This is a genomic window from Synechococcus sp. CCY9202, from assembly GCF_034931685.1.
Taxonomy (GTDB): domain Bacteria; phylum Cyanobacteriota; class Cyanobacteriia; order PCC-6307; family Cyanobiaceae; genus CBW1002.
The window spans coordinates 102,806-125,046 of the sequence record NZ_JAYGID010000024.1 but is presented as its reverse complement, the minus strand read 5'-3'; the positions used below and the strand labels follow the sequence as shown (position 1 = coordinate 125,046).

Here is a 22,241-nt window from a genome sequence, read left to right as displayed (position 1 = left end):
CGGACAGGGTGCCGTGGCTACCAGGCGGCGCGGCTACAGTCCGCAGCACCGGATCCCTCCCTCGTCAGCTGCCGCGATGTTTCTGCCCGGTGTTCTTCCTCCCGCCGTGGCGGACAGTGCCTCGACGGCTGCGTTCTCCCCTGGGCTGAGCCTGCAGCTCCATGCCGGGGCGATCGCGCCGGAAGCGGCTGTGTTGATTGCCCTGCTGGCCTGTCTTCTGGTGGACCTGGCAGGCGAAAAAGCTGCGAGCCGTTGGGTCCCCCCTCTCTGTTACGCAGGTCTCGGCACGTCGCTGGTGCTGCTGGCCCTGCAATGGAATGGTCCGCAGGAGCCTGCGTTCCTCGGATCTTTCCTTGCCGACAACCTAGCGATCGCGTTCCGCGCTGTGGTGGCAGCCTCCACCCTCTTGTCCCTGCTGCTGAGCTGGCGCTACGTGGAACAGAGCGGCACGCCGGTGGGCGAGTACGCCGCCATCCTGCTGGCCGCAACCCTCGGGGCGATGTTCCTGTGTGGCGCCACGGATCTGGTCAGCATCTTCATCTCGCTGGAAACCCTGTCGGTCTCCAGTTATCTGCTGTCGGGCTACATGAAGCGTGACGCCCGCAGTTCCGAAGCAGCGCTGAAATATCTCCTGGTCGGTTCAGCGGCGGCGGCCGTGTTTCTCTACGGCGCCTCGCTTCTTTACGGCCTGACCGGTGGTGGCACCACCCTCACCGATGTGGCGGCCGCACTGCAGACGAGTGCCTCTCCGGTCACAGCCCTGGCCCTCGTGTTCGTTCTGGCCACGGTGGCCTTCAAGATCGCCGCCGTGCCGTTCCACCAGTGGACACCGGACGTGTACGAAGGATCCCCGACTCCGGTCGTGGCCTTTCTCTCGGTGGGCTCCAAGGCTGCGGGTTTTGCCCTGGCTCTGCGGTTACTGGTGGGTTGTTTCGAGAGCTTCGATGCCCAGTGGAAGCTTCTCTTCACTGTGCTTGCCGTGCTGAGCATGGTGCTCGGCAATGTGGTGGCTCTGGCCCAGACCTCCATGAAGCGGATGCTGGCCTACAGCTCGATCGGACAGGCCGGTTTTGTGATGATCGGTCTGGTCTGCGGCACCGAAGACGGCTTCGCGGCGATGGTGCTCTATATGGCGGCCTATTTGTTCATGAACCTGGGCGCCTTCGCCTGCATCATCCTCTTCTCGTTGCGTACGGGCAGTGATCGAATTGCCGATTACGCGGGTCTGTATCAGAAGGATCCTCTGATCACTCTCGGCCTCAGCCTCTGTCTGCTGTCGCTGGGCGGCATCCCGCCGATGCTCGGCTTCTTCGGCAAGATCTACCTCTTCTTCGCCGGCTGGGCCGACCACCAGTACCTCCTGGTGGTGGTGGGTCTGGTCACCTCCGTGGTGTCGATTTACTACTACATCTCCGTGATCAAGATGATGGTGGTCAAGGAGCCCCAGGAAGCTTCCGATGTGGTGAAGGCTTATCCAGAGATCAGCTGGAATCTCGCCGGTCTCCAACCGCTCCGTGCCGCCCTGATCACCTGCCTTCTGGCTACCGCCGTGGGCGGTGTGCTCTCCAATCCGCTGTTCACCTGGGCCAACAGCACCGTGGCGGGCACCCCTATTCTCATGCGCGCGATCGGTTGACGGTGGCATCGGAATCTGGCGTCGGCGACCCCGTTGCCTGCCTCGATCATGTGAGCAAGATCTACGGGGTCGGTGACCAGGAGGTCCGTGCCCTCGACGACCTCAGCCTCACCGTCAACCGGGGCGATTACCTGGCGGTGATGGGAGCCTCCGGATCCGGGAAAAGCACGGCCATGAACATTATTGGCTGCCTCGACCGCCCCAGCGGCGGCAGTTACCGCCTCAATGGCACGCCGGTGGAGCGGCTCGACGACGACCAGCTGGCCGATCTACGCAACCGCGAGCTCGGCTTTGTGTTTCAGCAGTTCCACCTGCTGCCCAACCTCAGCGCCCTCGACAACGTCGTACTGCCAATGGTGTACGCGGGAATTCCAACGGCGGAGCGGAGTGAGCGTGCCCGCCATGCCCTGGAGCAGGTGGGACTGGCCACACGGATGAACAACAGGCCCAACCAGCTCTCGGGTGGTCAGCAGCAGCGGGTCGCGATTGCGCGGGCGATCATCAACCAACCGGCCCTGCTCCTGGCCGATGAACCCACCGGGGCGCTCGATTCCCACACCACTGCTGAAGTGCTCGACATCTTCGATGACCTGCATCGCAACGGCATGACCGTCGTGATGGTGACCCACGAGGACGATGTGGCAGCCCGTGCTGAACGGGTGGTGCATTTTCGCGACGGGCATATCGCCGACTGACCATCCCTCAGCGGCTAATCCCACAGAGCCGGATTTGTTCAGCTCGCCTTGCTGGCGGAACTACCCGGTCCGGCTTGGGCCGACGGCCTCTCCAGGGTCTGCAGCAGCTGGCCCATCAGCAGGGCAATGGCATCGCTGCCCACGGCAGCTCCGCCTGGATCAAGGTCGCCAGGGTCGACGGCCACCCAGCCGCCATCCTGGGGAAGGCGCAGCTCGAAATGCAGATGAGGGCCTGTGCTCATGCCGGTACTGCCCACCCGGCCGATCACCTCACCCTGCCGTACCTGATCGCCTGCTTTGACGTAGAGCTCGGACAGGTGCCCGTACAGCGAGCGGCGGCGGGGGCGGTCGTGTTCCACCTCGATCGCCAGGCCGTAGCCGCCGGCAGGACCACTGCTCACCACCCGGCCGGAAAGAGCCGCCACCACTGGTGTTCCCTCCGGTGCAGCAAGATCGCGCCCTGCATGCATCAGCCAGTTGCCCAGAAGCGGGTGCAGTCGCCAGCCGAAGCCACTGCTGGTCACCGCCGACCCGATCAGAGGGAACAGCAGACGGCGGTTGCCGTTTCCGGCGATCGGGGCTGGCCGGGGGGTGACACGGAAGACCTGGGCCAGACTGAAGCTGCCGTCAGGGCCCGCCAGCAGCGCCGATACCGGCACTGTGAGCGGCGGCAGCGGCTGGCCATCTCCGCCGATCCGCGCGAAGCCTCCCTGCTCCAGGCCGGCAACCTGCGTTTCGGGACCACGACCGCGCCACCGCACCACCAGGCCGGTGCGGCATTCCTGGGCGGAGAGAGCGCCGCTGCTGCAGGCCTGCCGATGGGCCGGCAGCCCCTGGGGATAGATCGAGCCCGCTGAACGGACCCTGTCCCGCTCGGCAGAGGTCACCACTCCCTGGCGCACCAAGGCGTCGAGGGAAGCATCGAAGCGGCTGGGTGCCCGGGCTGGGGTGGCCTGGGGATCGGGGCGCAGCGGCTGGGGATCGAGGGCCGTGATCGGCCTCGGATTCCGTATCTGGGGATTGGGCGATTGCGGGGTGATCGGCCGGGCCGGCAGGACACGGGCCGGAGGGGTGGCCGGCTCAGGAGCCGCGGCGGATGGCGGAGCGATCAACTGAGGTGGCGGAGCCACCGGTGCTGAGAGATCGGCTGCACTGCCGCCCTCAGCGGGGGAGATGGCTTCACCCCAGGCCAGGCCGGCCGCCGTCAGGGGCAGCAGCGCCACCATGGCGATGAGGGTCTTGGCGGAGAGCACCGTCAGAAGGAAGGCAAAGGAAAATCTGATCTTGAGTTTAGGCAGCTCGGTCAGTCACCCAGAACTCAGAACCGGCGTTGCAGGAGGATGCGCTCCGCGCCACGCTGCAGCACCAGGCTGCCATTCGTCGACAGATCCACCGCCTTCCAGGCCACACCACCGTGTAGCACCGGCGCCACTGGAAGCAGCAGTCGCTGGCGGGCTTCCCGCAGCACCCGTCCTGGCGCAAGGGCGTGGGTCGCCGCCCACTCAAGGCCCCGCAGCAGATGGGCCGCCAGGCCGGTAGGAGCGGTAGCCCGGGCGGCGGCGCTGCCGCGCCAGCTCGGCTGGGTCGCCGCCAGGGCCGTCGCCACAGAAATAGCCCCCGGCGGCACCGGGTTGATGCCATTCAGGCCCACCCCGACCTGGGCCCAGCGCACCTGCTCGCCCCGCAGCCGCAGGCGAGGCAGGAGGCCAGCGATCTTTTGCCCCTCCACCAGAAGATCGTTGGGCCATTTCAGCTGCACCGTCAGGCCCAGGGCCTCGAGTTCCAGGGCCAGACCCACCGCGACCGCCAGGCCAACCGCCGCGCCGCGGGGTGGCGGCAGTGCCCAGGGCAGGGCGGCACTGAGCCACACTCCCCCGGCTGGAGATTGCCATGGGCGTCCCCGTTGCCCCTGGCCGAACCGCTGACGGGAGGCCAGCACCGCCCGCGGCGCGAATGCCGCCGACCTGGCGCAATCGGGTGGCACCGCCGTCAGCCAGGCCTCCAGTTCCCGCTCGGTGCTGGCGCAGATCGTTCGATGGCGCAGCCACCAGTCGGGGAAGGCGGAGGGGTCAGGCTGGCTGCGCTGCAGCCGCCGGCGGGCCCGCAGCACGGCGGCGGCACTGAGGGGCGAGCGTCGGGCCCGAAGGCTCACAACTGCCGCAACCAGGCCCCGATGCGAGCAGCACCGGCCTCCAGTTCCTCGCTGGGATGCACCAGGGCCAGGCGCAGCCACCCCTCACCGGCCGCCCCGAAGCCGTTGCCGGGGGTGAGGGCCACGCCGGTGGCCTCCAGCAGGGCGGCGCCGAAGGTCTCGGAATCCCAACCACGGGGCCTTGCCGCCGGTGGCAGGGCCAGCCAGAGGTAAAGGGCCATCGAGGGGCGCCGCACCGGCCAGCCCGCTGCCTCCAGAGCTGTCGCCATGCGATCACGCCGCTCCCGGTACACGGTTCGCAGGCGCTCGGGCCAGTGGGGCTCCTGTTCCAGGGCGGCGATTGCCCCGGCCTGCAACGCCAGGGACTGGTTGAAGTCCACCACTCCCTTGAGCTGACGCAGGGCCGTGATCAGCCACTCGGCTCCGATCGCAAAGGCCAGGCGATATCCCCCCAGGCACCAGCTCTTGGAGAGGGAGAAGAACTCGATGCCGCAACGGCGCCAGCCGGGATGGCGGAGCAAGGCCGGCGCCTCCCCCTCAAGCGCCAGATCCACGTAGGGGTTGTCGTGGGCCAGCACGATGTCGTGGCGCAGGGCGCGGTCCACGAAGGGATCCAGCCAGTCCTGGGCGCCGGTGGTGGCGGTGGGGTTGTGGGGAAAGCCCAGCACCATCAACTTCAGGGCCTGCCACTGGCTGGAGGAGAGCTGCTCGGGATCCGGCCGCCAGTTCCGCGCCGGGTCGAGGGGCAGGAACACCGGTCTGGCCGAGGCCAGGTGCAGGCCGCCCCGGTGGGAGGGGTAATAGGGATCCAGCAGCAGGGCCTGGTCCCCTGGATTCAGCACCGCCAGAGGCAGGTGGGCGGTGCCTTCCTGGGAACCGACCAACAGGAGCACTTCACGCTCCGGATCCACGGCCACGCCGAAGCGGCGCTCCGCCCAGGCGGCGGCGGCCTCCCGGAACGGCAGGGTGGCGGCATGCAGGCAATAGGCGGCACTGTCGGACCGCTGCAGGGCTGCAGCGATCGCGCTGATCGCCGCCGGCGGGGGTGGCAGGTCAGTGGAGCCGAGCGAGAGGTCGAGCAGGGGAGGCAGCGATGCGCCTGCTGTGGAGGCCTCCCGATTCAGACGGGCGACATAGTCAGCCTTGCGGCTGTCGTTGCGGGCGAAGACACCGCTGCCCAGCTGCGACAGACGCTCAGAGATGGGCATCCAGGAAAGCCTTGAGCTGCGGCCTGGCCATGGCGCCTTCGTGGCGCGCCACTTCGACGCCGTCGCGGAACAGGATCAAGGTGGGCAGTCCCTGAATCTTCTGGGCATCGCGGGTGGCGGGATTGGGATCGGCCTCCAGCTTGCCCACCAGCAGACGGCCGTCGTATTCGGAGGCGGCCCAGTCCATCAGCGGCGCCATCAGGCGACAGGGCCCGCACCAGGGGGCCCATACATCGACCAGAACGGCCCCCTCAGCACCGAGTACCTCCGCTGCAAAAGTGGCATCGGTGACCTCGGCAACGGGCACGGCGGCAGAAGGAACGCTGGGTGAATTGTATGGACGGGGCCTGTGGATCCGGCGGATCAGAGCCCATGGATCCTGCGGATCAGGGCCCATGGATCCTGCCGAATCAGAGTCTGTGCCTGGATCAGAGCTTGTCGATCGAGCGCTTGAGTTCTTCCAGGTCGGCATCGACTTCCGCCACCTTGACCGGCTCAAGCTGCGGCATGGGGCCCTCGGCCGGCGGCAGGCCAGCCGCTGAGGCGCCGCCTTCGAGTCGGTTGCGCAGCGCCGCCAGCTCGTCGTCCACGTCATTGCCACCCTGCAGGGCCGCGAACTGGCTCTCGAGATCGGCACCGGCCAGCTCGGCCGCCGCCTGGCTGCGCGACTCCTGCTCCAGCACCTTCTCCTCCATCCGCTCGAAGGCGGCCATGGCGGAGTTGGTGCCGAGGTTGCCCACGGCGCTCTGCAGCTGCTCCTGGGCCTTGGCGGCCTGGGAGCGGGCCTTGAGCATGTCTTTCTTGGTCTTGGCTTCGGCGATCTTGCCCTCGAGCGCCACCAGGCTCTTCTTGAGGGTCTCCACCTGCCCCGCCTGCGACTGCAGCTGGGTGTTCAGTGCCGTGGCCGTGTCCTGGTAGGTCTTGCGACGGGACAGGGCCTCCCGGGCCAGATCCTCCTCCCCCTTCTTGAGGGCCAGCTCGGCGCGCTCGTACCAGATCTTGGACTGGGCTTCGGACTGCTCGGCCTGGTTCTGGATGCGCTTCTGAGAGGCGATGGCGGTGGCCACGGCCTGGCGCAGCTTCACCAGGTCGTCCTGCATGTCGGCGACCGACTGATCCAGGATCTTGGCGGGATCCTCCGCCTTGCTGACCAGGTCATTGAGGTTGGCCCGCAGCAGGCGGCTAATCCGATCAAAGAAGCCCATGGATCACGTACGGGGCAAGGCCCGAGGGTAGCGGGCATCGCCGGGGAACTCTGGATCGGTTGCCCACACCTAGGCTCGATCCATGGCCCCTCAGACCGGGAAGCCCGCCGCCGCAGGCGAGCCGCCAGAGCCCAACCAGCCCGACTCCCGGCCAAGCCCGGACGGCCCCACGATCGGCGAGAGTCTGTCCCGCAAGCTCAGTGCGGCAGGGCGCCAACAGCGGCCGGCGAGCAGCCGGCGGCGTGCGCGCAACCCTGCCGCCGCCAGCCGCCGCATCGGCTCGGTTTCGGTGCTTCTGCCGCCGCCGCGCCCACCGGCAGAAGCCCTCGCCACCTGCCTGGAGGCTCTGCAGCAGCACTGGCGCCAGGAGGGCCAGCTCGCTGCCCTCTGGCAGGTGTGGCCGCGCCTGGCGGGTGCCCAGCTGGCCCCCCACTGCCAGCCGCTCAGCTTCCACGGGGGACTGCTCACGATCGGGGCGGCACCGGGGCCGTGGCTGCAGGCCCTGCAATACAACCGCCATCAACTGCTCGGTGCCCTGCGCGGCGCCGGCTTCACGGTGCGCGATCTGCGGGTGCAGCAACACCATGCCCAGCCGTTGCCACCGGCGGGCACCACGATCGAAGCCGAGACCTGGGCGCAGCACCCCAGCCGCGTCGATGTTCATGGCCTCGGCGTCTGTCCCCGTTGCAGCAGCCCAGCCCCCCTGGGGGAGATGGGGCGTTGGGGACACTGCAGCTTCTGCCGCCGTCAGGCCCTGGCAGAGGCCGCCGCCGCCGCTGATCTGGCGCGAACACGGGCTGCAGCTGCCGCGTCTGGACTCGGTCAGTAGCGTTCCGGCCGAGGATCCTGCCAGTTGGGGCGCTCTCCCGCGGCATACAGCTCAGCGGAGCGCCGCTGCAGCTGGCTCCGCTGCAGGCGCCAGAGTCGGTACAGCCCGTCACTGCCCAGCTCCTGCGGTTCCAGCCCCTGCCAGTGGGGCAAGCGAGCCGTGCCCTGATCGATCACGACCAGCACCGTGGGTGCCTGCCGCGGCCTGGAGGGCTCCTGGCCGGCGCGGTGCTCGAGGCGCAGCCGCTCGTTGAGGTTGAGCAGCGCCGCCTGGGATTGCCCCTCGTACAGCACCACCTGGCGGGCGTAGTAGTGCAGCGACGGTTTGAGAATCCCCACCATCGCCAGGGGTTCGGGCAGGCCCTGACCCGATGGCGGCGGCAGGGCGCGCACCAGCTCCGCCATGCGCCGTACCGGTTGCCCCCGCAGGCGGTCGCCCAGCTCCCAAAGCGGCGTGATCGCCAGAGGGACGAAGGGCAGGATCGCCAGTTGCAAGGCCAGCAGCGCCATGGGAGGCCGGCGGCGGCGCAGGAACCAGGCCAGGCCAGCGGCGAGGGCGAAGCAGGCGGCGGCGATCAACAGCCGGCGGCTGGCCAGGATCTCCGCAGGCAGGGTGGGCAGCTCCGGATCGTTGATCGCCGGTACCCAGAGGGGGCCGGCCAGGAACACGGCTGCCAGCAGCAGCGTCAGGGCCAGAGTGGCAGACCAGGCCAGGCGCTGGGCCCGCCCCCCCCAGCCCGCCTGGGCCGCCTGGGCTATCAGCAGGGCGGCGGCGGGGGTGGCCGGCAGCCAGTAACTCGGCAGCTTGGTGGCGGCCGCCGTGAAGAACACCAGCACCGCCAGCAGCCAGCAGGCGGCAAAGCGGGTCAGCGACTGCTCGGGCGGCAGGGGCTGGGCCCGGCGTCTCCAGGGCAGGGGGCCAACTCCCCGCACCAGACCGAGCAACAGCAGCGGGGTGACCGGCAGGCTGGCCACCACCAGCACCGGCAGAAAGAACCACCAGGGCTGCAGGTGATTGTTGACCACCACGCTGAAGCGCTGGAGGTTGTGGTAACCGAAAAAGCTGTTCCAGAACGCCTCGCCTTCCACCAGCAAGGCGGCTCCGTACCAGGGCAACGCCACCAGGGCCGTGAGGGTCAGACCCCGCAGGGGACGCAGCCGCCGCCAGAGCCCGGCCAGATCGCCTTGCAGCCAGCCGAAACCCAGCAGGGCCAGGCCCAGCAGCACCACCGCCACCGGGCCCTTGCTGAGGACCGCCAGGCCGAGCATCAGCCAGGTCAGCCACCAGGCCCCCCGCGGTGCCACGTAGGTGCGCCAACTCAGCAGCAGGGTGGCGCTCATCAGACCGCAGAGCAGGGCGTCGCTCACGGCGATGCGGCCCCAGAGCAGCACCAGTGGGGAGAGCGCGAAGGCCAGCGCCGCCGTGAACGCTGCGGTGAGGGCGGAGGGCACAGGGGGCGCGGAGCTCGCGGGCTCCGGCTTGTCGACACTGGACGGCCAAGGGGCCTGAGGCCAGCGCCAGAGCGTGTCGGCCAGCAGCAGCATCACGGCGATGGAGCTGAGAGCCGAGGGCAGGCGCGCCGCCCAGGTGCCGAGTGGATTCCACAGCTCCTGCCCCGGCAGCAGGTAGCCCAGCCCCATCAGCCAGTACACCAGAGGAGGCTTGTCGTAGCGGGGTAGTCCGTTCACCCGCGGGATCAGCCAGTCGCCGGTTTCGGCCATGGCCCGTGCGGAGGCGGCGAACAGGGGCGGGGTTTCATCCACCAGTCCGCTGCTCCCCAGTCTCCAGAGGAACAGCACCAGGCCACAGGCCAGCAGCGGCAGCCAGAGCTGCAGGGGCATCCGCCGCGCTGCGCTGGTTCGCGCTGAGATGGGCCGCGCCGAAAGCAATTGCGCCGATGGGTCCTCGCCGAAGCTGTCTGCCAAACGGGCCAGGGGCGGATCGGCCGAACCTAGGTCCCTTCGCAGGGGGGCTTGGCCAGTACGGCGTCGAGCCAGGCCTCGATCCGGCCGGCGAACGCCGAGCGGGAGCAATGGCTCTCCGCCCAGGCCCGTGGCTGGTGCCGGGGGATCTGCCAGGCCCGTTCCACCGCCTTTGTCAGAGCCTCGCCATCATCTGGTCGAGCCAGGCAGCCATTCACCCCCTCCTGCACCAGTTCCCCCGGTCCGCCGCGGGCGTAGGTGGCCACCGGCACACCGCAGGCCATCGCCTCCACCACCACGTTGCCGTAGGCCTCGTTCCACTTGGGTGTGTTCAGGAGCACGGCGCAGCGCCCCATCTCCTCCTGCAGGCGCTCGGTGGGCAGGAATCCACGCCAGTGCAGGGTTCCGCCGGGTACGGAGGCCTCGACCCGGCGCGCATAGGCCTCGTCTTCGCGCACGCCCCAGATCCAGAGCGGCCGCTGCAGCGTGGCCGCGACGGCGGCCGCATCCTCCAGCCCCTTCTCCGGTGCGATCCGGCCGGCCCAGCCCAGCACCGCATCGGCGTTGGGCCGGAAGTGATAGCGGTCCAGATCGAAGCCGTTGCCCACCAGCCGCGGCGCTCCTGGAAGGTCAAAATCCGCCGCCTGGCTGGCGGTATGAAAGGCCAGATGCTGCGGATGACTGCGGGCGATCTCAGCGATCACGGCATCCATGGCCGTGCTCACGGACCCCATGCTCACCAGGTGGGCGAGGGGAGTGCTGGTGTGAGGGGTCAGCCAGAGAGGAAGCCAGTCGTAGGCGAGGTTGATCAGCACATCGAAGTCGCCCTGCTCGGTCAGGGCACGACGCCAGAGGTGGCCCAGCAGCGCCTGGGCCGGGATCTGCACGGCGGCCTCGCGGCGGCAGTGCTGCCAGCTCGGCTGGCTGACACCGCCCTCGCACCAGAGCTGAGCCGCCTCGCAGCCGGCGGGCAGCTCCGATTGGGCTCCCGCCAGCACGGTGACGGCATGGCCGCGCTGCAGTAACCCTGCCACCAGGGAGGCGGCCGTGAGCTCCACACCCCCGCCCAGGCCGCTCCCCAGCCAGCCCACCGGTGTGCTCACCACCAGGACCCGCATCAGCTCGCCTCCGAAGGAGCCGCGACGGCTGCCGGGAGCGCGTCGCCGTGCCAGAGGACCTGGCGCCGATGGATCAGAACCACAGAGATCAGGGCCAATGCTGTCCCGAGCCATTGCAGGGGCTGCAACGATTCCTGGAGGAAGAGCACGCCGCAGAGCAAGGCGAATACCGGGGTCAGAAAGGTGAGCGCCGTGAAGCCGGTCAGATCACCGCTGCTGGCGAACCAGAAAAACAATCCATAGGCCAGGGCACTGCCGAACAGGCTGGCGTACGCCATCAGTCCCCACTGCAGCGTGTCCCAGTCCGGGCCGCTGGCCGGATCGAGCAGCACGGCCACCAGCAGCGGCAGACCTCCCAGCAGCATGTGCCAGCCCGTCACCGCCACCGGATCACTGCGGCGGGTGGCATAGCGGCAGAGCACCGTGCCCACGGCCATCGCCGCTGCGGCCCCCAGCATCCAGAGCTCGCCGTGGCTCCAGGGCCTCACGCCGAGAGCGGCTGGGCCCTCCAGCCACCAGTGGCGCAGCACGGCCGCCGGCAGGCCGAGACAGAGGATGCCCACCAGCCCAAGCAACAACCCGAGCCACCCCACCGGATTGATCGCCTCGGCGAACAGCGTGCGGGCCAGCAATGCCACCAGCAAGGGCTGCGAATCGATCAGCACCGACCCCAGGCCAGCGCCCGTACCCCCCAATCCCTGGGCCAGCAGCCCCTGAAACAGGGCACCATCCACCAGGGCAAACAACAGCAGCCAGGGGCGATCGACCGGATCGACCCGCAGGGAGCGGCCCAGGAGCAGGGCGGCAAACAGCAGCACCAGCCCCGCCGGCAGCAGGCGCAGACAGGCAAGGGTGAGGGGGGAGGCGCCCGCGAGCAGGGGCTTCATCGCCGCCATGGCCGTGCCCCACAGCGCGAAGGGCAGCACCATCAGCACTCCACGCCGTGGAGCCCAGCCGGGGCTGTCGAGCGCGGAACCTGGGTTGGGCATCGGGCACGCCAGAGGTCTCCTTTTTAAGATCCCCGCACTACACACCGCTCAGATGGTCTGGCCCTGGCGCCGCAAAGCACGTCGCACCATGGCACGCATCGCCATCGAGGGGCCGATCGCCGGACCCACCCGCCAGCGGGTGCTGAAGGCCCTGCGACAGGTGGAGGAGCGCGAATGCCCGGCCCTGCTGCTTCGCATCGACAGCCCCGGTGGCACCGTGGGCGACAGCCAGGAGATCCATGCCGCGATCCGGCGCCTGCGCGACAAGGGGTGTCGGGTGGTGGCCAGCTTCGGCAACATCTCCGCCTCCGGCGGGGTCTACGTGGGCGTCGCTGCCGAGGCGATCGTGGCCAACCCCGGCACGATCACCGGTTCGATCGGTGTGATCCTGCGAGGCAACAACCTCTCCCGCCTGCTGGAGCGGATCGGGATCCAGTTCGAGACCGTCAAAAGCGGCTTGTTCAAGGACATCCTGTCGCCGGATCGGGCCCTCACGGAGCCCGAACGCCAGCTGCTGCAGGAGTTGATCGACTCCAGCTACGGCCAGTTCGTGGCCGCCGTGGCCGAAGGGCGTGGCCTCAGCGAGGAGGCGGTGCGCAGCTTCGCCGACGGCCGGGTCTTCACCGGCGCCCAGGCCCTGGCCCTCGGCCTGGTGGATGCTCTGGGAGATGAAGAGGTGGCCCGGATCAAGGCTGCCGAGCTGGCGGATCTGGATCCGCAGAAGACCCGGCCGATCACCTTCGGCAAAGCGCCCAAGGGCCTGGCCAGCCTGATCCCGGGCCGTGCCCTGCTGCAGCGGCTCGGTGAGCTCGTGAGCCTCGAGTTGGCCTGGAGCAGCCAACCCCTGTGGCTGTATCGCCCATGACGGCAGCCGTGCAACTGCGGGCCCTGCGCGGCGCCACCACCGCCACAGCCAACACCGCCGAGGCCATTGGTGCGGCCGTGATCGAACTGATCGATGCCCTTGTGGAGCACAACCGCCTTGAGGGGCCAAGGGTGCTCTCGATCACCTTTTCGGTGACGGCGGACCTCGACGCCTGCTTCCCCGCCGCCTACGCACGCCGGCGTGAGGGCTGGGAGCATGTGGCCCTGCTGGATTGTCAGCAGATGGCCGTACGTGGCGATCTGCCGCGCTGCATCCGCCTGCTGGCCCACGCCTGGATGGACGGCACCCTGGCACCGGTTCATCCCTATCTGCGCGAGGCGGTCAGATTGCGGCCCGACCGGGCGGTCGGGGCCATGTGAGTTGCATCTGGTCACACCTTCCACCTCCATCGCCGACCACCGCAGGCGCCGCGTGCCGATCGGCTCTGCCGAGAATCAGGCGACTCCCCCACACCCCAATCTCTGTCATGTCACGTCCTCGGAGCCTCCTGGCCCTGGCGGCTTCCGCCGGCCGCGCCCTCAACCCCCTTTCGTTGCGTCGTTCACACCGCAGCTCCCTACCCCTACCCCTGTCAACTTCACAGACAGCCTCCGCCATTGGCCGACCCCTCAGGGATCGACCTGCCTTGGCCCACCTGGCACTGGGAGGCCTGGCCCTGGGTGGACTTCTGACCACCGTTCTCACCCCGCAGCCTCCTGCCCTGGCCCAGGGAACCCCAAGCCTGATGGAGTTCCGCTGGGAGAACAACCGCGATTATCGCAAGCTCTATTACTTCATCACCGAAACAAGCCGTCTCAAACGCTCGGAGTATTACCTGCTGTTGCGGCCCAAAGACCGCAAAACAGCAATCCTGAAGCTGAGCATCTCAGTTCCCGATCACTTCGACGTCAAGATCGATCCCAAGCGCGTCAAACTCTGCGAGATGAAAGAGGGTGGCATGCTGTCGCGAACCCGCTGCGAGAAGGAGATTCCTGCCACGATTGAAATCTCTGAGAACGGCAAGGCGATTGAGATCTTCCCGGATACCCCAGTCTCTGATCAGGGCACGATCGGGGTATACATGAACATCTTCAATCCCTACAATATCGGCATGTACCAGTTCAACGCTCTCGCCCAGGCGCCTGGGGACGTGCCGATCTCTGGCTACCTCGGCAGCTGGCTGATCCAGATCGACCCCACCAACTGAGGCTGGAGTCGGAGCCTTGGGGCCGTTTGATAAGTTGGCGGATCGACGTGATCCAGAGGAGCTGATCGGCTGCCATGACCAAGCGCACTCTCGAAGGCACCAGCCGTAAGCGCAAGCGGGTCTCAGGCTTCCGGGTACGGATGCGCAGCCACACCGGCCGCCGTGTGATCCGCACCCGCCGCCGTCGCGGCCGCGCCCGCCTGGCGGTCTGAACCCCGGCCTTCGCCGGCTGGATCAACCGCTCTGATGGCCCTGCCCTACCAGCATCGTCTCAAAGGGCACCGCGCCTTCGATCTCCTGTACCAGAAGGGCCGAAAATTTCATGGCCCTTTTTTGCTGCTCCGCCTGATCGAAGCCAGGCCGGAACTGCTGCCTCCTCCCCAGCGCCTGGCACCTCCATCTGCCTGGCGCTGTGGTGTTGTCGTGAGCAGCAAGGTGAGCAAACGGGCCGTGCGGCGCAATCGGATCCGGCGTCTGCTGCATCGCCAACTGCTGGAAGCTCTCGCCCCAGCGTCGCAGCGCAGCCTCTGGTTACTGCTCAGCGTCAAGCCGGGCAGTGCTGAGCGGCCGGGGGAGCTCCTGCTGGGAGAATGCCGTGAGCTGTTGCTGAAGGCAGGCCTCACCGCATGACGGCAGACGACAAGATTTCCGCCTCCCCGGCCTCCGCTCAGGTGGCCTCTGCACCAGCCGCTGCAGCGGCCAAGCCCGCCACGCCTGGCACCACGATCGAGGAATCCGTTTTTTATGAAGGCGGGCCCGCCCGGGGCGACCTGGTCGTGAACCTCCTGTTCGGCCTCACCCTGATCGGCCTGCCGTTCGCCGTTGGAGCCGTTGTGCGCGCCCTCTGGCTGCGTTACCGCATCACCAGCCGCAGGATCTCCGTGAGCGGAGGCTGGCTGGGGCGCGATCGCACCCAGGTGGTCTACAGCCAGATCCGTGAGGTTCGCTGCGTTGCCCGTGGCCTCGGCTTCTGGGGCGACATGGTGCTGGTGCTCACCGATGGCTCCAAGCTCGAAATGCGCTCGGTGCCGCGCTACCGCGAGGTGGAGGCCTACATCGAGGAGCGGCGCCAGGCCAAGGGAGGCGGCAGCAGGAAACCGGCCACCAGCCAGGGCTTCGGCGGCGGTGATGCCCTGAGCGCCTAGTCACGTCCCACCCCGGCCATCCGGTCCAGCTTTCGGGCACACTGAGCCCTCTGTCCCGTCACCCCCCAGCCACCCCCGCCGTGATCGGCTACATCTCCGACAACCTGCTCCTCCCGATCCTCGATTTCTTCTACGGATTGGTGCCCAGCTATGGCCTGGCCATCATTGCCCTCACGGTGGTCATCCGCCTGGCCCTCTTCCCCCTCAGTGCAGGCTCGATCCGCAATGCCCGGCGCATGCGCATCGCCCAGCCGGTGATGCAGAAGCGGCAGGCCGAGATCAAGAGCCGCCACGCCAGCAACCCCCAGAAGCAGCAGGAGGAGCTGGGCAAGCTGATGAAGGAGTTCGGCAGCCCCCTGGCGGGTTGTCTGCCCCTGCTGGTGCAGATGCCGATCCTGTTCGCTCTGTTCGCCACCCTGCGGGGCTCACCGTTTGCAGACGTTCCCTACACGATCAACCTCAAAGTTCTTCCGGCCGACCAGATCGCGGCGGTGGAACCCAAGCCGTTCAACAGTGCCAGCCATTCGATCTTCGTCACCTCCACCAGCCATGTGCCGGTGATCGCCAGCCTCGAGGGTGGCAATCGCCTCGGGGTGGGCGACACCGCAATGGTTCAGCTCCATACCAAGACCGGTGAGAGCTTCGCCTCGGTGCTTTCAGGCGTGGAGAACGGTGAGGCCTTCTCCCCCAGCTGGAGCGTGACCAAGGGTGAGGGGGTTGTGCAGGTGGGTCCGGACGGCACCATCAAGGCCCTCAGCGAAGGCGATGCGGTGGTCGAGGCCAAGATCCCGGGCCTGGCGGCCCGCAGCGGCTTCCTGTTCATCAAGGCGCTTGGCCAGGTGGGCTTCTACACCGATGGCAGCGTCAACTGGGATATCGCCATTCTGGTGGGGGCCTTCGGCGCTTCCCTGTTCATCTCCCAGATCCTCTCGGGCATGGGGATGCCCCCCAACCCACAGCAGGCCACGGCCAACAAGATCACTCCGGTGATGATCACGGCGATGTTCCTGTTCTTCCCGCTGCCGGCTGGGGTGCTGCTCTACATGGTGGTGGCGAACGTGTTCCAGGCCCTGCAGACCTACCTGCTCACCCGTGAGGCCCTTCCTGACAACCTGCAGGCGATCCTTGATCAGCAGCTCAGCCAGCAGACCGTGACTGCCACGGCCACGGCCGGAGGTGCTGGCCGGCTTCCCTTCGAGCCCAAGGGCAAGAAGTGAGGCCAGGCTGATGCGAGCCGCTGCCCAGATCAGTTCCGGTGACCCGCTGCAGCCCGTAGCAGTTGCCGACCTGAAGTTGCTCGAGTCCGGCCGCAGCTGGCGGGTTGATCAACACATCGCCGATCTGGACAGCCTCACCCCCGTTCGCGGCGTCGTCTCGGCTGTCCATCGCGGCAACGTGCTGCAGGTCGAGGGGGAGGTGGAGACGATCGTGACCCTCTGCTGCGACCGCTGCCTGCAGCACTTCAACCATCCGCTGCAGGCATCCACCCAGGAATTGCTCTGGCTGGGCGAGACCTCTCCCGAGGACAGCGAGGTTCTGGAACTCGATCCCGACGATCTGGGTGAACAGCTCGATCCTTGCGGCAGCTTTGATCCGGAGCGATGGGTCTTCGAGCAGTTGCACCTGCGCCTGCCCTTGGTCAATCACTGCGGCACCGCCTGTCCGGGCCCCCCGCATTTGGGAGATGGTGATCGCACCGTCGATCCCCGCTGGGCAGCCCTGCAGGGGATTCAGCCTCCTGAATGAGGACCCGCCTCGCACCCTTCTGCCTGGATTCGACACCATCTCCGGCCCCATGCCCCCCACCCTGGTCGACCAGCTGGATCTACTGATCCGGGCCCGCACTCCCATCCTCTGGATCCGCAGCCTTGAGGAGGAGCGGGTCGTGGCCTTGCTGGGGCAGGTGGCCGATCTCCTGGGCGGGCGCACCCTGCTGGAGTGGGATTTCATCGGCGGCCTCAGCGGGGCTCCCAACCGCCTCGGTGAAGCAGCTCGCAATCCGATGGCGGCGCTCGATGCCCTCTCCGGCCTTGCACCGGAACAGGGGGCCATCCTGTTGCTCAAGGACTTTCACCGCTACGCCGAGGACGCGGGCATCTGCCGGCGGCTACGCAACCTGGCCAGCCAGCTGCGCCAGGTTCCCCAGACCCTGGTGATCAGCGCCCCGGACTGGACCTTGCCTCGGGAGCTGGAGGACAGCATCACGGTGCTGGATCTGCCCCTGCCCGATGCCGCCGAGATTTCGCGATTGCTCGGCTCGATCGCCCGAGCCAGCGGCGCGCCCCTGGCATCTGAGGTGCTCGAGCAACTCACCGCCGCCTGCCATGGCCTCAGTGAACAGCGGGTGCGGCAGCTGGCCGCCCGTGCCCTGGCCCGCCGCGGCCAGCTCGGCCTGGACGACCTGAACGAGGTGCTGGAGGAGAAGCGGCAGGCGATCGCCCGCAGCGCCCTGCTGGAGTACTGCCCCACCGAGGCCACCCCGGCCGATATCGGCGGACTGGATGCCCTCAAACGCTGGCTGGAGCAACGCCGCAGCGCCTTCAGCGAGGAGGCGCAGCGCTATGGGCTGCCCCTGCCGCGTGGGGTGTTGCTGGTGGGTCCGCAGGGCACGGGCAAATCCCTCACCGCCAAGGCGATCGCCCACGGCTGGAGCATGCCGCTGCTGCGCCTCGATGTGGGACGGCTGTTCGCCGGACTGGTGGGTGCCAGCGAGGCCCGCACCCGCGAGATGATTCAGCGGGCCGAGGCGATGGCTCCCTGCGTGCTCTGGATCGATGAGATCGACAAGGGCTTCGGCGGCGACGGCCGCAGCGACGGTGGTACCAGCCAGAGGGTTCTGGCCAGCCTGCTGACCTGGATGGCCGAAAAGACCAGTGCGGTGTTCGTCGTGGCCACCGCCAACGCGGTGGAACGGTTGCCGGGCGAACTGCTGCGCAAGGGCCGCTTCGATGAGATCTTCCTGCTGGATCTGCCCAGCCGCAGTGAACGGCGGGCGATCCTCGATCTGCAGCTGCGCCGCCGTCGGCCGGATCACGCCATTGCCATGGAGGTGGTGGTGGATCGCACGGCTGGCTTTTCCGGTGCCGAGCTCGAGCAGACGGTGATCGAGGCGATGCATCTGGCCTTCGGTGAACAGCGGGATTTCGGTGAATCCGACCTGATCGCCGCCGCCTCCCAGGTGGTGCCGCTGTCACGAACCGCCCGGGAGCAACTGGAGCAGCTGAAGCAGTGGGCCAGCGCTGGGCGGGCCAGGCCTGCCTCGCTGGGGGCAGAGGCTGGCAGCCCCTTCGCAACAAAACCGCAACAGGAATGATTGCGGGGGGTAACAAACCCCGACACCCGGTAACAATCGCAGCCTGGAGCCCGGGTTGCCCTGGTTGGGGCCCCTACGGTCTGCCCAACCACAGGTTCGCCGTGATTCCCAGCCCCACCCCCCGCCCCCGCAGCGAAGTCGTCACTCAGCTGGCCGTGGCCTGCCTCGGCGCCGGTGTGGTGACCAGTGTGGCGGTGGCCCAGGGCCAGAATCCGCTCACGGCGCTGGGGATCACCCTGTTCTCGGCCGTGGCCGCCGTGATGCTGGGTCAGGTGCTCTGACCAGTCCCGCCGGTCGGACCGGTGTCGTTGGTTTGGACCCCAGGGCTGTCACGGGTCGTCGACGCACGCTGCAGAAAGGCACGTTCCACGTAGCCCAGCTGCCTCTCCAGCGTCACGGTCTGAGCCTGAGGGGTCCCATGCGCATCACCGATGGCAGGCTTCCAGGCCGAGCCTTCGTTGGCCAAAGCAGCCCGAAGTTGCCAACGGTGGCGGAAGCTGCGGCCTGCCAGCCGCCGCACAGCCTTGACCTGCTCGTCACTGAGCCGCTGGTGATCCAGGTGTCGAATCGCGGCACTGTCGATGTGGATGGGCGTGAGTTCGGCGCTGGCCAGAACGGCTGCCTCATCAGTAGGCGGCAAGACGGTTTGCTGCCGCAGAGCACGGCGGAAGGTCACGGCTCCGACGACAGGCTTGCTCTGAAGCCGCAAATTCGCGGTGGGAACCCCACGGGCCGCCAGATGCTCGATCACGGGGGCGCTCAACTGATAGCGAACCTCCTGGTAGACCTGCTGGCTGAAGACGTTCTGCACCACAAACAGCAGGATGAAGCCAACCAGGGCAGCGATCAGGGGCGTGGTGATCCAACCCGAGGCGATGCGCAGCAACACCATCCATCGAATCTGACGCACGCCCCTCAACCCCTGCAGCAGACCGATGCCGATCACGGCCCCCACCACCGCCTGGGAGCTGGACACCGGGATCAGAGGGATTGGAGGCAGGCCGAGGCTCACCACGAAGTGCGACAGCGGGGCTGACGAGAACACGAACAGAACCAGGGAGTTAGCGACCACCACCACCAGGGCCCCCAGCGGTGACAGGGTCATGAGGCTGCCGCCAACGGTGGTCATCACCCGGCGGGAATAGGTATAAACCCCAACAGCAATGGCGATCGCACCCAGGAAAAACAATTGCTGCGTTCCTGAGACCTGGTAGCCCCCAGCCAGGCTGAGACTGCTGAAGGGAGAGGCATCGAGAAAGACCCCCATCACATTGCCGATGTTGTTGGCCCCGAGGCTGTAGGAGCCAAACATTCCGGCCAGAATCAATCCGGTGCGCACATCCGCATCCAGCCGCAGCAGGTGTGGCCGCCGAAACCGGATGAATCGCACCGTGAAGGAATAGAGGGCGGCAGAGAAGATGCCGGCAAGAACTGGGCAGAACACCCAGGTTCCAAAGATTCGAGCCAGTTGATCAGTGTCGGTGATCGATCCGCTGAAGACGTTCCAACCGATGATCGCCCCCACCACCGCCTGGGTCGTGGAGACCGGCAGCCCCAGTTGCGTCATCCAGAAAACCGTGATCGCTGCCGCCAGAGCCGTGGTGAAGGAGCCCGGCAGAGCATTCACCGCTCCCAGCTCGCCAAGTCCCTGACTGGCGGCAGCGCCGGCGGTGACGGCGCCAATGATCACGAAGACGCTGCAGAGAAAAGCGGCCGTGGAAAAACGCACCATGCGACTGCCCACCGCCGAACCGAAGACATTGGAGGCATCGTTGGCACCCAGGGACCAGCCGAGAAACAGGCCGCTGGAGAGAAAAACCAGGCTGGAAATCAGATCCATGACGCACCGATGATGAGACTCTGCCAGCAAGACATTCCTTAGAGGGCCCGCTTAATCGCATAAATCGATAGTTCATCACTGACATCCTCTGCCAGGTCGGCAATGCCATCAATGGCATCGACCGCATCGCGTACATGCAGCTTCTGGACCAGGGAAAGGCTGGAGGAGAAAATCATTCGCTTCAGCCTGATTGCCGAACGGTCGGCTTCAGATTCGTAAACACGAATCTCGTAGATGTGGTCGCGAACTGCCGATGGATTTCGGAAGAATGCGCGTGCCGCCATGATGGCGGCCTGAACACTCTTGGTGACTACAGCCAGAAGATTCTTGAGCTCTTGAAGGAATTCCACTGCCCCCTTGTCGACCGTTGGATACTCAATCATGAACTCCTGGTAGCAATCCACGATCACGTCCAGCAGGCCGTAGAGATCGCTCAACAGGCTCAAGACATCCCCTCTGAAATCGGGGATCAACATTTCGCTGTAGAGCGTGCCCACAACGGATCGGCGGATCTCGTTGCAGCGGGCCTTCAGGTCATTCATCTGCTGAAGCTTTTCATCGCAGGCGTCGTTGACGCCCCGCTCCACCAGCAATAGCAAACCCGACTCGAAGTAAATCACACCTTCGGATAATTTATCGAGAAATTCATCAATCTTTCCCTCGAGGAATCTGGTCTTGCCGAACAGCTGCGGTGTTTCCTTCGACATGACGGCCCGAGGGTCTGGCGTACTGAAACAAGCGAGAGGTCTGGCCAGCAGCCCCATCTGCCACCAAGTTAGGCAGAGGCCTCTCATGGCCAAGCAGGCTCCACATACCGACACCCCCGTTGCCGTGATCGATCCCATGCCGTTGCGAGCGCAGATGCCTGCCCTCGCCAACAAGACCTACTTCAATTACGGCGGCCAGGGCCCCCTGCCCTCCGCTTCCCTGGAGGCGATCACGGCCGCATGGACCACCATTCAGGAGCTGGGGCCGTTCAGCGGGGCTGTGTGGCCCTACCTGGAGCAGGTCACGACCTCACTCCGGCAGCGGCTGGCCTCCTGGTTCGGGGTGTCGTCCCAGCGGGTGGCCCTCACCGAAAACGTGACCAGCGGCTGCGTGCTGCCGTTGTGGGGGTTGCCCTGGGAGCCGGGTGATGAGCTGCTGATCGGCGATTGTGAACATCCCGGTGTGGTGGCCGCCTGCCGGGAGCTGGCCCGGCGCCAGGGGTTGAGCCTGGCCACCCTGCCTGTGCAATGGCTGCGCAGAACCGCCTGTTCCGGTGATGCCGCCGCTCTGGAGCAGGCGGTGCTGGAGCAGCTGCAGCGCTGCCTGCGACCCCGGACCCGCCTGGTGGTGCTCTCGCACCTGCTCTGGAATACGGGCCAGGTGATGCCGATCGCGGCAGTGGCGGAGCGCCTCGCCGCGCACCCCCGCCGGCCCTGGCTGCTGGTGGATGGGGCCCAGTCGCTGGGAAGTCTGCCCCTGGCGGATGCTGGTGCCGCCAATGGGGCCGCCGCCGCCGATATCTACGGCTGTACCGGCCATAAGTGGTGCTGCGGCCCGGAAGGCCTGGGAGCGGTGGTGCTCTCCGAGCGACTGCTGGCAGAGGCTCGCCCCACCTTGATCGGCTGGCGCAGCCTCCGCAACGAAGGCCAGGCCGGCAGCGACTTTCACCGCGACGGCCGCCGCTTCGAAGTGGCAACCTCCTGTACACCACTCATGGCCGGGCTGACGTGCTCCCTGCGGCTGCTGGAGGCCCAGGGCAGTGCGGAGCAGCGACTGGCCCGAATCCAGCACCTGAGCCGGCAGCTCTGGCATGGGTTGGGAACGTTGCCAGGAATTCAGCCCCTGCTCACGGCTCCGCCGCCGGCCGGGCTGGTGAGCTTTCAGCTGGATGCGGCCCAGACCGGGGCCAGCGGCGGTGATGCCGCCCGTGCCACTGCGTTGGTCAAGGCCCTTGGCCAGAGGGGCGTGTGGATCCGCAGCCTTGATGATCCGATCTGCCTGCGGGCCTGCACCCACATCACCACCACCGAGGCGGAGGTGGAGCTGTTGCTCCATTGCCTCGCGGAGATTTTGGCCGGGGAGGCCAGCGTGAGCTGACCTCCAAACCCTGAAGGTGAGGTCGCGATGGC

24 protein-coding genes are annotated in these 22,241 nt (G+C 67.2%); 14 read left to right on the top strand and 10 right to left on the bottom strand.

Annotated elements, in window-relative coordinates:
• The first annotated feature begins 76 nt into the window (after positions 1–76).
• Positions 77–1,636 carry an NAD(P)H-quinone oxidoreductase subunit N gene (locus VB777_RS03340; protein WP_197153810.1) on the top strand — a complete coding sequence of 520 codons (1,560 nt, stop codon included), beginning with the start codon at positions 77–79 and terminating at the stop codon, positions 1,634–1,636.
• Positions 1,637–1,686: 50 nt separating this feature from the next.
• Positions 1,687–2,331 carry an ABC transporter ATP-binding protein gene (locus VB777_RS03335; RefSeq protein ID WP_231605124.1) on the top strand — a complete coding sequence of 215 codons (645 nt, stop codon included), beginning with the start codon at positions 1,687–1,689 and terminating at the stop codon, positions 2,329–2,331.
• A 38-nt stretch (positions 2,332–2,369) separates the two neighbouring features.
• Here VB777_RS03335 and VB777_RS03330 read toward each other — a convergent pair whose 3' ends face one another.
• The 5 genes from VB777_RS03330 to VB777_RS03310 form a co-directional block, all read right to left on the bottom strand.
• Positions 2,370–3,584 carry a M23 family metallopeptidase gene (locus tag VB777_RS03330; RefSeq protein ID WP_231597737.1) on the bottom strand — a complete coding sequence of 405 codons (1,215 nt, stop codon included), beginning with the start codon at positions 3,582–3,584 and terminating at the stop codon, positions 2,370–2,372.
• Between the two features lie 65 nt (positions 3,585–3,649).
• Positions 3,650–4,483, bottom strand: coding sequence for a biotin--[acetyl-CoA-carboxylase] ligase (locus tag VB777_RS03325; RefSeq protein ID WP_231597730.1), 834 nt, complete (start codon positions 4,481–4,483; stop codon positions 3,650–3,652).
• The gene (locus VB777_RS03320; protein ID WP_197153809.1) at positions 4,480–5,691 is read right to left on the bottom strand and encodes an aminotransferase class I/II-fold pyridoxal phosphate-dependent enzyme; all 1,212 of its coding nucleotides are present in this window, start codon (positions 5,689–5,691) and stop codon (positions 4,480–4,482) included. The genes VB777_RS03325 and VB777_RS03320 overlap by 4 nt, the downstream gene beginning before the upstream one ends.
• Positions 5,678–5,998 (bottom strand): thioredoxin family protein, encoded by a 321-nt coding sequence (locus VB777_RS03315; protein ID WP_231597728.1) that lies wholly within the window; start codon positions 5,996–5,998, stop codon positions 5,678–5,680. The genes VB777_RS03320 and VB777_RS03315 overlap by 14 nt, the downstream gene beginning before the upstream one ends.
• 121 nt (positions 5,999–6,119) lie before the next feature.
• Complete coding sequence (locus tag VB777_RS03310; protein ID WP_197153807.1) at positions 6,120–6,896, bottom strand: PspA/IM30 family protein; 777 nt, start codon at positions 6,894–6,896, stop codon at positions 6,120–6,122.
• Positions 6,897–6,978: 82 nt separating this feature from the next.
• Between VB777_RS03310 and VB777_RS03305 the strand changes: the two genes are divergently transcribed.
• Positions 6,979–7,725: a DUF721 domain-containing protein gene (locus VB777_RS03305; protein ID WP_197153806.1), complete on the top strand. Its 747-nt coding sequence runs from the start codon at positions 6,979–6,981 to the stop codon at positions 7,723–7,725.
• Here the strand turns inward: VB777_RS03305 and VB777_RS03300 are convergent.
• The 3 genes from VB777_RS03300 to VB777_RS03290 all read right to left on the bottom strand — a co-directional run bounded on the left by VB777_RS03300 (position 7,719) and on the right by VB777_RS03290 (position 11,754).
• Positions 7,719–9,566 (bottom strand): ArnT family glycosyltransferase, encoded by a 1,848-nt coding sequence (locus VB777_RS03300; RefSeq protein ID WP_197169626.1) that lies wholly within the window; start codon positions 9,564–9,566, stop codon positions 7,719–7,721. The genes VB777_RS03305 and VB777_RS03300 overlap by 7 nt on opposite strands.
• Positions 9,567–9,676: 110 nt before the next feature.
• Positions 9,677–10,765 carry a glycosyltransferase gene (locus VB777_RS03295; RefSeq protein WP_197169625.1) on the bottom strand — a complete coding sequence of 363 codons (1,089 nt, stop codon included), beginning with the start codon at positions 10,763–10,765 and terminating at the stop codon, positions 9,677–9,679.
• On the bottom strand, positions 10,765–11,754 hold the full coding sequence (locus VB777_RS03290; protein WP_197153803.1) for a DMT family transporter: 990 nt from the start codon (positions 11,752–11,754) through the stop codon (positions 10,765–10,767). The genes VB777_RS03295 and VB777_RS03290 overlap by 1 nt, the downstream gene beginning before the upstream one ends.
• 52 nt (positions 11,755–11,806) lie before the next feature.
• Between VB777_RS03290 and sppA the strand changes: the two genes are divergently transcribed.
• The 10 genes from sppA to VB777_RS03240 all read left to right on the top strand — a co-directional run bounded on the left by sppA (position 11,807) and on the right by VB777_RS03240 (position 18,565).
• On the top strand, positions 11,807–12,619 hold the full coding sequence (sppA, locus tag VB777_RS03285) for a signal peptide peptidase SppA (RefSeq protein WP_323247087.1): 813 nt from the start codon (positions 11,807–11,809) through the stop codon (positions 12,617–12,619).
• Positions 12,616–12,999 carry a chorismate mutase gene (gene aroH, locus VB777_RS03280; RefSeq protein ID WP_197153801.1) on the top strand — a complete coding sequence of 128 codons (384 nt, stop codon included), beginning with the start codon at positions 12,616–12,618 and terminating at the stop codon, positions 12,997–12,999. Before sppA ends, aroH begins: the two co-directional genes overlap by 4 nt.
• A 365-nt stretch (positions 13,000–13,364) precedes the next feature.
• A complete protein-coding gene (locus VB777_RS03275; RefSeq protein ID WP_197153800.1) occupies positions 13,365–13,826 on the top strand; it encodes a DUF2808 domain-containing protein in 462 nt (153 codons plus the stop codon).
• 74 nt (positions 13,827–13,900) lie between these two features.
• Positions 13,901–14,038 carry a 50S ribosomal protein L34 gene (gene rpmH / locus VB777_RS03270; RefSeq protein WP_006170261.1) on the top strand — a complete coding sequence of 46 codons (138 nt, stop codon included), beginning with the start codon at positions 13,901–13,903 and terminating at the stop codon, positions 14,036–14,038.
• Between the two features lie 34 nt (positions 14,039–14,072).
• Positions 14,073–14,456 (top strand): ribonuclease P protein component, encoded by a 384-nt coding sequence (gene rnpA, locus VB777_RS03265; protein WP_197153799.1) that lies wholly within the window; start codon positions 14,073–14,075, stop codon positions 14,454–14,456.
• Positions 14,453–14,971, top strand: a complete 519-nt coding sequence (locus VB777_RS03260) for a PH domain-containing protein (RefSeq protein WP_323247084.1) — start codon at positions 14,453–14,455, stop codon at positions 14,969–14,971. The genes rnpA and VB777_RS03260 overlap by 4 nt, the downstream gene beginning before the upstream one ends.
• Positions 14,972–15,051: 80 nt before the next feature.
• Positions 15,052–16,188 carry a membrane protein insertase YidC gene (yidC, locus tag VB777_RS03255; RefSeq protein ID WP_197153797.1) on the top strand — a complete coding sequence of 379 codons (1,137 nt, stop codon included), beginning with the start codon at positions 15,052–15,054 and terminating at the stop codon, positions 16,186–16,188.
• Positions 16,189–16,198: 10 nt separating this feature from the next.
• Positions 16,199–16,717 (top strand): DUF177 domain-containing protein, encoded by a 519-nt coding sequence (locus VB777_RS03250; protein ID WP_323247082.1) that lies wholly within the window; start codon positions 16,199–16,201, stop codon positions 16,715–16,717.
• Positions 16,718–16,766: 49 nt separating this feature from the next.
• On the top strand, positions 16,767–18,284 hold the full coding sequence (locus VB777_RS03245; RefSeq protein ID WP_197153795.1) for an AAA family ATPase: 1,518 nt from the start codon (positions 16,767–16,769) through the stop codon (positions 18,282–18,284).
• A gap of 101 nt (positions 18,285–18,385) precedes the next feature.
• Positions 18,386–18,565, top strand: a complete 180-nt coding sequence (locus VB777_RS03240; protein WP_197153794.1) for a hypothetical protein — start codon at positions 18,386–18,388, stop codon at positions 18,563–18,565.
• Here VB777_RS03240 and VB777_RS03235 read toward each other — a convergent pair.
• On the bottom strand, positions 18,553–20,124 hold the full coding sequence (locus VB777_RS03235) for an anion permease (protein ID WP_323247080.1): 1,572 nt from the start codon (positions 20,122–20,124) through the stop codon (positions 18,553–18,555). The two genes, VB777_RS03240 and VB777_RS03235, sit on opposite strands and share 13 nt — an antisense overlap.
• A gap of 38 nt (positions 20,125–20,162) precedes the next feature.
• Entirely contained in the window at positions 20,163–20,888 is a 726-nt protein-coding gene (locus tag VB777_RS03230) for a DUF47 domain-containing protein (RefSeq protein ID WP_231597724.1), read from the bottom strand.
• A 28-nt stretch (positions 20,889–20,916) separates the two neighbouring features.
• Between VB777_RS03230 and VB777_RS03225 the strand changes: the two genes are divergently transcribed.
• Complete coding sequence (locus VB777_RS03225) at positions 20,917–22,209, top strand: aminotransferase class V-fold PLP-dependent enzyme (protein WP_323247077.1); 1,293 nt, start codon at positions 20,917–20,919, stop codon at positions 22,207–22,209.
• Positions 22,210–22,241: the final 32 nt, after the last annotated feature.